General features: G+C 66.9%; 7 protein-coding genes. 1 reads left to right on the plus strand and 6 read right to left on the minus strand.

Annotated features, from left to right (window positions below; translation table 11 throughout):
* On the plus strand, nucleotides 1-534 hold the full coding sequence (locus tag O9320_14385) for an NUDIX hydrolase (GenBank protein MCZ8312029.1): 534 nt from the start codon (nucleotides 1-3) through the stop codon (nucleotides 532-534).
* On the opposite strand, the gene O9320_14390 is transcribed toward O9320_14385, so the two are convergent.
* The 6 genes from O9320_14390 to O9320_14415 form a co-directional block, all read right to left on the minus strand.
* Nucleotides 535-6,468 carry a hypothetical protein gene (locus O9320_14390; GenBank protein MCZ8312030.1) on the minus strand — a complete coding sequence of 1,978 codons (5,934 nt, stop codon included), beginning with the start codon at nucleotides 6,466-6,468 and terminating at the stop codon, nucleotides 535-537.
* A 6-nt stretch (nucleotides 6,469-6,474) separates the two neighbouring features.
* Entirely contained in the window at nucleotides 6,475-8,625 is a 2,151-nt protein-coding gene (gene scpA, locus O9320_14395; GenBank protein ID MCZ8312031.1) for a methylmalonyl-CoA mutase, read from the minus strand.
* Nucleotides 8,626-8,800: 175 nt separating this feature from the next.
* Complete coding sequence (locus O9320_14400; protein MCZ8312032.1) at nucleotides 8,801-9,661, minus strand: TIGR01459 family HAD-type hydrolase; 861 nt, start codon at nucleotides 9,659-9,661, stop codon at nucleotides 8,801-8,803.
* Entirely contained in the window at nucleotides 9,658-10,773 is a 1,116-nt protein-coding gene (locus O9320_14405) for an EAL domain-containing protein (GenBank protein ID MCZ8312033.1), read from the minus strand. The genes O9320_14400 and O9320_14405 overlap by 4 nt, the downstream gene beginning before the upstream one ends.
* A 31-nt stretch (nucleotides 10,774-10,804) precedes the next feature.
* Nucleotides 10,805-11,854 carry a quinone-dependent dihydroorotate dehydrogenase gene (locus O9320_14410; protein MCZ8312034.1) on the minus strand — a complete coding sequence of 350 codons (1,050 nt, stop codon included), beginning with the start codon at nucleotides 11,852-11,854 and terminating at the stop codon, nucleotides 10,805-10,807.
* Nucleotides 11,851-12,198 carry a DUF952 domain-containing protein gene (locus O9320_14415; GenBank protein MCZ8312035.1) on the minus strand — a complete coding sequence of 116 codons (348 nt, stop codon included), beginning with the start codon at nucleotides 12,196-12,198 and terminating at the stop codon, nucleotides 11,851-11,853. The genes O9320_14410 and O9320_14415 overlap by 4 nt, the downstream gene beginning before the upstream one ends.
* Nucleotides 12,199-12,202: the final 4 nt, after the last annotated feature.

Raw genomic sequence — 12,202 nt, forward strand, 5'->3', positions numbered from 1 at the left:
ATGATCCGCACGCTCTGCTCGCGCGAGGTCTACGCCAACCGCTGGATGCGGGTGCGCGAAGACGAGGTCGCGTTTGCCGACGGCTCGCGCGGCATCTACGGCGTGGTCGACAAAAGCGACGGCGTGGGGCTGATTGCCCTCGGCGCCGGCACCATCCATCTCGTCGAGCAATATCGCTACACGCAGGCGCGCCGCCGCTGGGAGATCCCGCAAGGGGCCTGGGAGTTCGCGCCCGATGCCGACGTGGCGGCCATGGCGCGCGGCGAACTGCGCGAAGAAACCGGGCTTGAAGCAGGTACCCTCGACAAGATCGGCGAGCTCGCGATGGCCAACGGCTTCGTCGCGCAGCGCCTGCACGTGTTCGTGGCGCGCGACCTCACGCAAGGCAAACCGCAGCGCGAGAAGACCGAGATCGACATGGTCCATCGCGAATGGACGCTCGCCGAATTCGAAGCGATGATGCGCAACGGCACGATCGACGACAGCACGACGCTGGCAGCCTACGCGCTCGCCAAGCTGCACGGCGCTCTTTAGCTACTTCTTCCAGCCCACGATCGAGGCAAGCGTCATGTAGAGCTTGCCGACATCCGCCGACAGGAAGGTCGAGACCAGCACGTTTTCGGGATCGGCCTCGCGCGCGTCGGCCAGCAGGCGGTCGTACTGCGTGAGATAGTCGGTGACGTAGCGCCGGAACTCCGCATCGTCGCCGTAGCGCTTCTGCACGAGGCGGCCCGTTTCGCCCCAGTTGAGGCGCAGCAAGCGACGCACGAACACACCGCGGTCGCCGCCCAGAAACTCCTTGAGCACGCGGTCGGTGACCGACGGATCGAGCGTACGGGCCAAATCGATGGAAAGAGAATTCAGCCCTTCGACGACGAGGCGCGAAGCGCGCAGGAAGCGGCCGCGCTTGGCTTCGAACTCGCTGGAGGTGAGCTGGCGCTGCGCGTCGTTGGCGGCAGCAGCAGCGGCAGCCAGATCGTCGGCCTGGCGGCGGAACGCGTCGGTCGCTTCGCTCGCTTCGCGCGTGACCTTGCCGGCCGCGACATCGAGCGTCTCGCTCTGCAGCGCCAGCAAGCGTTCGGCCTCGGCGATGCGCCGCTCGGCCGCATCCATCGCAAGCCCCATATCGCGCGACTGGCGCGCGAAACTTTCGCCGACCGAGGCGATGCGCGCGGCCGCTTGGCCGACGGCGGCCATGACCTCTTCGGCCCGGCGGCGGAAGCTTTCGGCCGTCGCTTCGAGGCGCACGCCGCCTTCTTGGGCAGCGGCGGAAAGTTCGTCCGAGCGGCGGCGCAGCGACTGGCCAGTTTCGCCGATGCGCTGGCTTGCGACCGTCGCGGCGTCGGCCGCTTCGCGCGCTTGCAGATCGAACTGCGCGCCGATTTCCGACAGGCGCTCGCCCGCTTCCGAGACCACGCCGTTGAGATGGTCGGCCTGGCCGCGCAGCACCTGGCCAAGCTCGCTTGCGCGCGAACCCAACGTTTCGAGCGTGCGCACGAGCGTTTCGCGCTGTTCGCCCAAGGCCTGGTCGACCGTCGAGAGGCGCGCTGCCGTGCCGTCGGACATCGCCGACAATTCGGCCGCACGCCGCACCAACGCTTCGCCCAGCGCATCGAGCTTGATCGCCGAACGGTCGGCCGTGTCGGCAAGGCCGCTTGCGTTGCCGCGCAGCAATTCGGCGACCATCGACAGGCGCGCTTCGGCGGCATCGGCCGCCCCGCCCAAATCGACCGTGCGCTCGCGCAGAGCCTGGCCCACTTGCGCCACGCGCGCCGTCGCCTGATCGACCGCGATCTGCAGATCGCCCGTATGGCGGCGGAAATTCTCGCTCGCCTCGGCCATGAGCCCGCCCACGCCGGCAGCAGCGCGGTTCATGTCGTTGAGGCGGTTGCGGAAGGTCTCGCCGCCTTCTTCGAGACGTCCGACCGCTTCGACCGCCTGCGTCGCCAGCGCATGCAGGCGGCGTTCGGCCTCGGCCCCCGTCGCCGCGACCTTTTCGGTCGTGGCTTGCGACAGCGTCTGCATTTCGCCTGCACGGTCGCGGAACAGATCGGACGAGGCGCGCAAGCGCGCCATCGCATCGTCGGATGCGCGCGAGACGGCCGCAACTTGGCTTTCGAGCACGGCACCCACGTCATTGGCGCGGCCCGAGACCTGCTCCATCGTTTTGAGCAGCAGCAAAGTTTGGTCGCGCAAGCCGGCGTCGATAGTACCCACGCGCGTTGCCGAACGGTCGGCAGCCCCTTCGAGCTCTGCCGTGCGCGCGCGCAGACTTTCGGACGATTCCTTGAGGCGCTGGCCGGCTTGTGTTGCGATCGATGCGAGTTCGGTCGAGCGCTGGCCCAACAGCGCTGCCGTTTCGTCGATGCGCGCACTCGATACGGAAGCCGCAGCCTGCAGCGCTTCGGTCTCGCGGCGCAGTGCATTGCCGGCCGTCCCGATCGCAGCGACCGACGTTCCGGCCGTCTCTTCGACGTCGAGACCGCGCTTGCGCAGCGCGTCGCCCGCTTCGTCGAGACGCGCAAGCGCGCGGTCGGCGGCGGCATTGGTTTCGAGCGCGCGCTGGGCGATCGCGGTCTCGAGCAAGCTTGCGCGCTCGAGGCCGGTTTCTGCCGCGTGCACCAGGGCCTGCGTTTCGCTGCGGAATGTCTCGCCCGCATGGCGCACGCGCGCGGCCGATTGGTCGGCGGCAAGCACCAGCTGCTCGTTCTCGCGCCGCGCCACGTCGCCGCTGGCGGCCATGCGCGCACTGGCGCGGTCGACGGCCGCACTCGTTTCGCCCGCGTCGCGCGACAGGGCAACGGCGGTCGCATCGAGACGCTGCGTGGCGGAAGCCACGTTGGCTTCGGCTTCGGCCGTGCGCTGGCGCAACTGGTCGGCCGCGTCGCGCAGGCGCAGCAATGCTTGGTGCGCGGTTGCGTCGAGATCTTTGGCGCTGCGCGCGATCTCGTCGCGTGCCGCGTCCACGCTGCCGCGCGTGCGGTCCGCCTCAACGCCCAGTGCGGCCGTGCCCGCACGCAGCGATTCGGTCGCCTGCTCGAGAACGCCCGCCTTTTCGGCCGCAACGTCGCCCAATTCGACGGTCTGGTTCTTGAGAGCGGCATGCAGCGTGTCGAGCTGTTCGCCCGTGCGCGCTGCAAGCGAGCCGAGCTCGTCGGCGCTGCGCTTCAGCGTTTCGTCGTAGAGATGGGCTTGCGCGATGCCGGTTTCGGCCGCGCGCACCAATCCGTGCGTCTCGGTGCGGAAAGCTTCGCTCGTGGCGCGGATGCGCGTCGCCGACTGGTCGGCCGCCAGCACAAGCTGGTCGTTCTCGCGCCGCGCCACGTCGCCGCTTGCTTCCATGCGCGCAGCCGCATTGTCGACCGCTTGGGCAACTTCGCCCGCGTCCTTGGCGAGCAGGCTTGCTGTGAGATCGAGGCGCTGGGCCGCAGCGGCGACATTCGCGTCGGCCTCTTGGGCACGGGCGCGCAGCTGGTCGGCCGCATCGCGAAGGCGTGCCGCGGCCTGGTGCGCGGTCGCGTCGAGATCCTTGGCATTGCGCGCCACGTCTTCGGCTACTTCGCCGATGCGGTTGCGCGCGGCATCGCCCGTCGCTTCGATCGCGACGGTCTTGAGGCGCAATGTTTCGCCCGCACGGTCGAGCTGGGTTGCGACGGCATCGGCCGTTTCGCCCAGCGTGCCTGCTTGTGCGCGCAGATCGCCATGCAGCGCTTCGAGCCGTTCGCCCGTACGCGCGGCCGTCGCGGCGACGTCTTCGGCGCGGTGCTTGAGCGTTTCGGCATAGGCGTCGGCCTCGGCCATGCCGGCCTCGGCGGCGCGCACCATGCTTTGCGCCTCGGTGCGGAAATTTTCGCCGGTGGCGCGCACGCGTGCGGCCGCCTGCTCTGCACCCAATTCAAGCTGGGAAGCTTCGCGCCGCACGACCTCGCCGGTCGCCTCGATGCGCGCCGACGTGCGGTCGAGGGCGACGGCAACTTCGCGCGAATCCTGGACGAGGGCTTGCGCACTCGTGTCGAGGCGCTGGGTTGCGGAAGCGACGTTGGCTTCACCTTCGAGCGCGCGCGCGCGCAGACGCTCGGCACTGTCGTCGAGCTTCTGGGCCGCAAGCTGGGCAGCCGCGTCGAGCTCCTTCGTGCGCCGTTCGATCGTGGCGCCCGCATCCCCCAGCCGCGCCATTGCGGCATCGGCTGTAGCGTCGATCGCTTCAGTCTTGAGTCGCACCTGCTCGCCCGAGAGCGTGAGCTTCTGCGCGGCGTCGCCGGCCGCTTCGGCCAGCACCTGCGTCTGGTCGCGCACATGGTCGGCCAATTGGTCGAGGCGCTGGGTCGTGCGTTCCGACGTGCCGTCGATCTCCTCGGCACGGCGCTTGAGCGTGGCGCCGAGTTCTTCGGCGCGCGCGAGTGCGAGTTCGGCCGAATGCGTGAGGTCTTGCGTCTGCACGCGCACGCCGTCGCCCGTCGCGCGCACGCGCTGGGCGGCCTGTTCGGCCGCAACGAGCAGCTCTTCCGCGCGGCGGCGGGCAACCTCGCCCGAGGCATCGACGCGTGCGGCCACGCGGTCGAGCGACTCTTGCGCGCGCATCGCAAGCCCATCGAGGGCGACTTGCGATTCGGCCGTGCGGCGGGCAGCCGCGTCGAGATCTTCGGTCCGCGTCTTGAGCGCAATGCTGGCGGAATCCACGCTTGCCTTGGCGCGCATCGCCGCCTCGGCGACCTGGCGCGTTTCGGCCTGCAAGGCGGCTTCGGTCGCCAGCGCTTCGGCCGACAATGCCCCAGCCGCGCGCAGAATCGTCTCGGTTTCGCGGGCAAGCTTGGCACCGGTTTCGGCAGCACTGCGCCCGGCCGCATCCACGGCCTCGATGAATTCGCCGCCATGGCGGCGGATGTCCTGGCCGATGGCCGCCGCCTTTGCTTCGGCATCCTGCAGGCGCTGCGCCATATCGCGCGCGGATTCCGTGAAGCCCGCACTTGCCCCGCCCATACGCGCAAGCGCTTGGGCCGCCGCATCGGTAAGCTCGCGCGATTGCGACTGGAAAGTTTCGCCCGCTGCACGCACGCGCGCAACCGCCTGGTCGGCGGCCGTCGCAAGCTCGTGGCCCTGGCGACGCACGGACTCGCTCGTGGCTTCGGTGCGCACGGTCATGCGCTCGATCGCCGCCTGCATGTTGCGCGTTTCGGCCGCGAGGTTCGTTGCGACCTCGTTCATGCGGATTGCCGCACTCGCCACTTCCGTGGTGCGCGCGCGGATGGTTTCGCCGGCCGTGTCGACGCGCGACTGCGCATCGCCTGCCGCTTCGGCCAAGGTGGCGGTCTGCGCGCGCAGCGAGTTCTGGGCAGAGTCGCTTTGCTTGGCAAGCTCGCGCGCGATCGCGACGAGTTTTTCGGCGGCATCGGCCAAATGGTCGCTGGCGGCTTCGGCCGAACGACGCGCGGCGCCCATTTCGACAGAGGCGGTGCTCGCCCGGCCTTCGGCCATTTCGGCGGCATCGCCGAACGCGTCGGACTGGCGGCGCAGCAATTCGCCCACTTCGCGCGCGCGCGCGAGGGCGGCTTCCGTCGCGTCGGTAAGCGCACTGCCCTGGTCGGCAAGCACGGCGCGGATTTCGCTCGCCCGAGCACGTGCGCGCTCGGTCGTCTCGGCCAGATCCTGCGACTGCTCGCGCAAGGATTCGCGGATGGCACCGGCATTGGCCGAGGTGCGCTCGTTGGTCGCGGCTAAGGTTTCGATTTGCTCGCGCAAAGTCGCGTTGATTTCGCGCGACTGCGACAAGGCGCGGTCGGAAGCGCCCGCCAACGCATCAGCTTGTTCGCGCACGGCCGATTCCACGATCTGCACGCGGCTCGTGAGCAACGCCGTCACGCGCTCGAGCCCGTCGGCATGGCGGCGCAAACCCGCCATCACCTGCATGGCGCGCATCGCCGCCTGGTCCGAAACGGTCGTGAGTTCGCCCGCCTGCGAGGACAGGCCCTGGCGCGCTTCCATCAAGCGGCGTGTGGCTTGGTCCGAGGCATCGGCAAGGGCCAGCGCTTGTTCGCGCAAACTATCGCCGATCGTGCGCAGCTTGGCTTCGGCACGCTCGGCCGGATAGGCAAGCTCGGCCAAACGCACTTCGAGGGCGCGCGAATGGCGCAGAAGATCGCGCCCGCGCGCCAGATACGAAACCGCAAACCAAAGTACGAGGAGCGGCATCGCAGCCCCGCCGAAGAACGCGCCGAGTTCATGCGGCAGCATGACTTCGAACGCACCCAGCCCCACCTGGGACAGCGCGTACCACGCGACGAGCCCGAGCCACGCCGCACTGATCGCCGTCGCGGCCGCGAAGCTACGCTTGCCGGCCGGCGGCAACGGTTCGTAAACGGGAGCGCCCAGATCGTTGGCCGGGCGAACGGCTTCGGCCGTCGGGGCTTCGAGGCTGCGCAAACGGCGCGGACCGTTGCCCGGTGTGCCGCCTTGTGTGTCGTCGCTCATGTCGAATTACGCCGCTTTCTTGCGCCGCCGCACGAGGCCGATGACCTCTGCCGCAGCATGGGGAATGTTGGTGCCGGGTCCGTAGATTGCGGCCACACCGGCATCGAGAAGGGCTTGGTAGTCCTGCGGCGGGATCACGCCGCCGCACACTACGATAATGTCTTCAGCGCGCGCGGCCTTGAGGGCTTCGATAAGTGCCGGCACAAGCGTCTTGTGGCCCGCCGCCTGCGAAGACACGCCGACGACATGCACGTCGTTTTCGATCGCTTGGCGGGCGGCCTCTTCGGGCGTTTGGAACAGCGGGCCCACATCGACGTCGAAGCCGATATCGGCAAAGGCCGTGGCGATGACTTTCGCACCGCGATCGTGGCCGTCCTGACCGAGTTTCACGACCAACATGCGCGGCCGGCGCCCTTCGGCTTTGGCAAAGTCTGCGACGTCATCTTTGATGCGCGCAAACCCTGCATCGCCCTCGTAGGCCGAGCCGTAGATGCCGGTGACCGAACGGATCGTGGCGCGATGGCGCGTATAGACTTTCTCGAGCGCATCGGAGACTTCGCCGACAGTCGCGCGCGCGCGCATGGCGTCGATCGCCAGCGCCAAGAGATTGCCGGTTCCGGTCTTGGCGGCATCCGCCAAGGCCGCCAGCGACTTTTCGACGGCCGCCGAGTCGCGCTTGGCGCGCACGGCATTGAGGCGAGCGATCTGGGATTCGCGCACGGCCGTATTGTCGATGTCGCGGATCTCGATCGGCTCCTGTTCGGCGAGCTTGTATTTGTTGACGCCGACCACGACCTCTTCGCCGCGGTCGATACGCGCCTGGCGACGCGCGGCGGCTTCTTCGATCCGCAGCTTCGGCATGCCGCTTTCGACGGCCTTGGTCATGCCGCCGAGTGCTTCGACCTCGCCGATCAATTTGCGCGCTTCTTCCGCCATCGACGCGGTCAGATGCTCGAGATAATAGCTGCCTGCGAGCGGATCGACGACATTGGCAACACCGGTCTCTTCCTGGAGGATGAGCTGGGTGTTGCGCGCGATGCGCGAGGAGAACGGCGTGGGCAGGGCCAGCGCTTCGTCGAACGAATTGGTGTGCAGCGACTGCGTGCCGCCAAGGGCCGCCGCCATCGCCTCGAACGCGGTGCGAACCACGTTGTTGTAAGGATCCTGCTCGGTCAGCGACACGCCGGACGTCTGGCAATGTGTGCGCAATGCGAGGCTGTCGGCCTTTTTGGGGCCGAAAGGCTGCACCATTTCGGCCCACAGCAGGCGGGCCGCGCGCAGCTTGGCGATCTCCATGAAGAAGTTCATGCCGATCGCGAAGAAGAACGACAGGCGCGGCGCAAACGCATCAATATCGAGCCCTTGCGACAGGGCCGCACGCACATATTCGAGACCGTCGGCGAGCGTGAAAGCGAGCTCCTGCACGCAGGTGGCACCTGCTTCCTGCATATGGTAGCCGCTGATCGAGATCGAATTGAATTTCGGCATGTGGCGCGCGGTGTGCGCGATGATGTCTGCCACGATGCGCATGCTAGGCGCGGGCGGATAGATGTAGGTATTGCGCACCATGAATTCTTTGAGAATGTCGTTCTGGATGGTGCCCGACAATTTGTCGGCGGACACGCCCTGCTCTTCGCCCGCGACGACGAAGGCCGCGAGCACGGGCAGCACCGCCCCGTTCATCGTCATCGACACTGACATTTTGTCGAGCGGGATGCCGTCGAACAGGATCTTCATGTCTTCGACCGAGTCGATCGCGACACCGGCCTTGCCGACGTCGCCGGTCACGCGCGGATGGTCGCTGTCGTAGCCGCGATGCGTGGCAAGATCGAACGCGACCGACAGACCCGCTTGGCCGCCGGCGAGCGCCTTGCGGTAAAATGCATTCGATTCCTCGGCCGTCGAGAAGCCGGCGTACTGGCGGATCGTCCAGGGGCGGTTCGCATACATCGTGGCGCGGGGCCCGCGCACATAAGGTGCGATCCCGGGCATGCCGTCCAGATGGGCCAGCCCCGCGAGGTCGTCTTTCGTATAAAGCGGTTTGACGACAATGCCTTCGGGCGTGGTCCAGGCAAGCGTGTCGGGGCCCGCACCTTTGAGCTCGGCGCGCGCCAGTTTTTCCCAATCCGCGATCGTGGGGCGTGCAAACTCGGCCATCGGCTACTCCCTTGATAGAACTGTAACTTGGCCCTGCTTCGGGCACAAAGCTGCACGAGTCCTTGAATCGCAACTATGCGCTCTAGGCAGCTGATTCGGATTGATAAAGAGGCGTTATGCACACCCCTGGGGAAAACTCGCTCGCAGCGCTTTTGCGCAACCGAAACCGGATTTTCTACCAGCGCAGCTCGGCCAGCATGTAAGTCGGCGCGAAACCGAAGCTCTGCGCGAGGGCCAACATCGCCTCGGAAGTCGGCAAGTTTCCAATCGGAGCTTGCAGCCCTTCAGCATGGATGCCGCCCGAGACGAAGACTTGGTCGAAGCCAAAAGCGCGCGCGCCGGCAACGTCGGTGCGCATCGCGTCGCCGAGTGCGAGCACGCGCGACGGGGCGACGTCGCCTGCGAACCCGAGTGCCCGCTGGTAGACGCCCGCGTGCGGCTTGCCGTGATAGATCGTGCGTCCGCCGATCGCCTCATAGGCTTGTGCGAGCGTGCCCGCGCACAAAAAACGCTGTTCGCCGCGCAACACTTCGAGATCCGGGTTCGCGCACAGCAAGGCGAGATCGCGCTTGCGCGCTTTGGCCAGCATGTCGCCGAACGAATGCATATCGAGCGTGCCATCGCCGGCAGGCCCGGTCGCCAGAATGAAATCGGCGTCGTCGATGTCGGCGACGATTTCGAGGCCGATTGCTGCGGGATCGCCGAGATTGAGAGCCGAACCCACATGCAAAAAGCGGCGCCCGAGCTTGTGCGTGTCGGCAACCAAGGCCTGCCACGCATCTTCGCCGGACGTGACGATGCCGTCGAACGCGTTGGGATCGAGGCCGAAGCCAGGCATCTGCAAACGCAACGACGCTACGAGGCGCGGCGCGTTCGAGATCACGACGCAGCGTTTGCCCCGTTGGCGCAATTGGGCGAGCAGATCGGCCACGCCCGGGAACGCGCGAATGCCGTCGTGCAGGCAGCCCCACATGTCGAACATAAACACGTCGTAGTGCGGCGCAATCGCGCCGATTCCGTTGAGTGCTTTTGTCACTTGGCTTCCTTGAGCGGGCGCGGCTCGCCGAACAGGAAGCCTTGGCCGTAATCAACCTCGAGATCGAGGACCTCGACCAGCAGCGGTTCGGCTTCGATCTTTTCGACGATCAGGGCGAGCTTGGCGTCCATCATCGCCGCACGAATGCGCGCAAAGGCTGAGCCGCGCGCGCTGTTGGCGAAATCGAGCAGCTTGCGCGCTTCGATTTTGACGAAGCGGAAATTGCGCTTGGCGAGCGTGTAGGATTCGACGTCGATGTCGGTGACTTGGTCCATCGAGAAGCGGAAACCGATGCTACCCAGGCGGTCGAGCTCGGCCCATTGCATCTCGGTCAAGCGTCGCGTGTGGCTCTCGGCAAGTTCGAACACCAGATTGTGCGCGAGTTCGGCGTTCTGCGCCATGAAGTTCACGAACTCCGAGAAAAAGCGCGTATCGGCCAAGGTGTGTTCGGAGATGTTCACGAACACGCCCACATCGGTGCTCGTCCCCTGCATGCGGCGCACGAGCTGCACGCAGCGGAACAGCAGCATGTTGTCGATCGCCGAAACGAGGCCCGCACTCTCGGCCAACGGCAGATAGCGGTCGGGGCCGATCAGCGTGCCGTCGGGGGCGCGCATGCGCGAGAAACATTCAAAATGGCGGCGGCGACGCTGCGGCAAATCGACAATGGGCTGGACATAGAGTTCGACGCGGTTTTCGCGCAGCGCGTCGCGCACGATGTCGAGCACTTGCGCATCGGCGAAGGACGGCGAGGAGATCGGCAGGCCTTGCTTCGGCAGCGGCTGGCCCGACAGCTGCTCGACGAGGCCCTGCAGCACGCGCACTTCCGTCATCACGTGTCCGAGATCGGGGCGCGTGCGTGCCGCGTCTTCGATCGCCTCGAGAATGCCGCGCGCTTCTTCGCGTGCGGCCCCAAGCTCGCGGCGGATTTGGGCCAGGGCGCGCTTGCCGTCTTCGGCGGTTTCGGTCGCGCGCGCGGCAAGCCACAGGCCGTGCACGCCGGCAGCAGCACCGAACGCCGCCAAGCCCAAAGCAGGACCCAGCGTCAAACCCAAGGCCGCGGACAGGACGAGATAGGCGATTGCGGGCAGAATCAGCGTCATCGGCGACATAGCGTTGGTATCCTCTTTCGCAAGGCCCCGGTCAACGCCGATCCACGCCGACCGCATCAGCCACGCGCGCAAAACCGTCGCGGCGCAACAGCTCGCCGAGATCGGCGGCGATCGCGGCGGCCACACTGGGTCCACGATAGACCATCGCCGAATAGAGTTGCACGAGTGTCGCGCCGGCGCGGATTTTCGCATAGGCGTCGGCCGCATCGAAAACGCCGCCCGTACCCACGAGCGTCAAGGCCCCGCCGGCGAGGCTGTAAGTCTTGGCGAGGATCTCGGTCGATAGCGCCATCAGCGGCCGCCCCGAAAGGCCTCCTGCTTCGATTTTCTGTGCGTCGGCGAGCGAGACCGGGCGCGACAAAGTCGTATTGCCCACGATCAAGCCCGCAAGCTTGCGGTCGAGTGCCACGCGCACGACGTCTTCGAGATCGGCGTCGGCGAGGTCGGGGGCGATCTTGAACAGCAGCGGGATCGCCGCGTTGCTCTCGGCGAGTGCCGCCTGCACGCGCACCACGAGTGCGTCGAGCGCTTCGCGGCTTTGTAACGCGCGCAAGCCCGGCGTGTTGGGCGAGGACACGTTGCACACGAGATAGTCGGCAAAGGGGCCGAGGGCCTGCACGCCCGCGACATAGTCGTCGCCGGCCTCGACCGTCTCTTTGTTTTTGCCGAGATTGACGCCGACGATGCCGCGCCGCTTTCGGCGCTCGAGATTGGCTTTGGCGACGCCAATGCCGCGGCTGTTGAAGCCCAAACGGTTGATCACCGCCTCGTCCTGCGTAAGGCGAAACAGGCGCTTCTTGGGATTTCCCGGCTGCGGGCGCGGTGTCACTGATCCGATTTCGACAAAGCCGAAACCCTGGTCGAGCATCGCGTCCGGCACTTCGGCGTCCTTGTCGAAACCGGCGGCAAGCCCAATCGGAGAGGGAAACGATAGCCCCCATAGATCTACGCGCAAAATTGGATCGGCGACAGCGGCCGGGCGCGGCACAAGTCCGTTGCGCAAGGCCGCGATCGCGTAACCGTGGGCGGCTTCCGGATCGATGCGGTTCACGAGCGGCCGAACGAGATCGTACCAGCTCATGCGAGGTCCCACGGGAAGACGTGGCGGCCATTCGCGTCCAGCCGCAGCGGTGCGGTGCGCGCGACCTTGACCGGGTCGAGCGGGCCGTAAAGGTGCGGGAACAGCGCACCGCCGCGGGACGCTTCCCATTTGAGGGCAGCACCCAACGATTCGGCATCGATCTCGATCAGCACGAGATCGTCCTGGCCTGCCCGGTGCCGCGCAGCGCTGGCGACGATCTGGCCGCGATCCGAGAAATGGATGAAGCCGTCGGCTTGGTCTTGCGACGAGCCGAAATAGCGGCCTGCAGCCAGAGCCACCTGCCACTCCTCGCGTTTGCACATATGGTAGATCGGCGTGTTCATGGCC

This window comes from Magnetospirillum sp., assembly GCA_027532905.1.
Lineage (GTDB): Bacteria > Pseudomonadota > Alphaproteobacteria > CACIAM-22H2 > CACIAM-22H2 > Tagaea.

Excerpts from the sequence above, each read along its gene's own strand:
- O9320_14410 (MCZ8312034.1), bottom strand. The coding sequence starts at position 11,854 with ATGAGCTGGTACGATCTCGTTCGGCCGCTCGTGAACCGCATCGATCCG.
- scpA (MCZ8312031.1), bottom strand. The coding sequence starts at position 8,625 with ATGGCCGAGTTTGCACGCCCCACGATCGCGGATTGGGAAAAACTGGCG.
- O9320_14415 (MCZ8312035.1), bottom strand. The coding sequence starts at position 12,198 with ATGAACACGCCGATCTACCATATGTGCAAACGCGAGGAGTGGCAGGTG.
- O9320_14385 (MCZ8312029.1), top strand. The coding sequence starts at position 1 with ATGATCCGCACGCTCTGCTCGCGCGAGGTCTACGCCAACCGCTGGATG.
- O9320_14405 (MCZ8312033.1), bottom strand. The coding sequence starts at position 10,773 with ATGTCGCCGATGACGCTGATTCTGCCCGCAATCGCCTATCTCGTCCTG.
- O9320_14390 (MCZ8312030.1), bottom strand. The coding sequence starts at position 6,468 with ATGAGCGACGACACACAAGGCGGCACACCGGGCAACGGTCCGCGCCGT.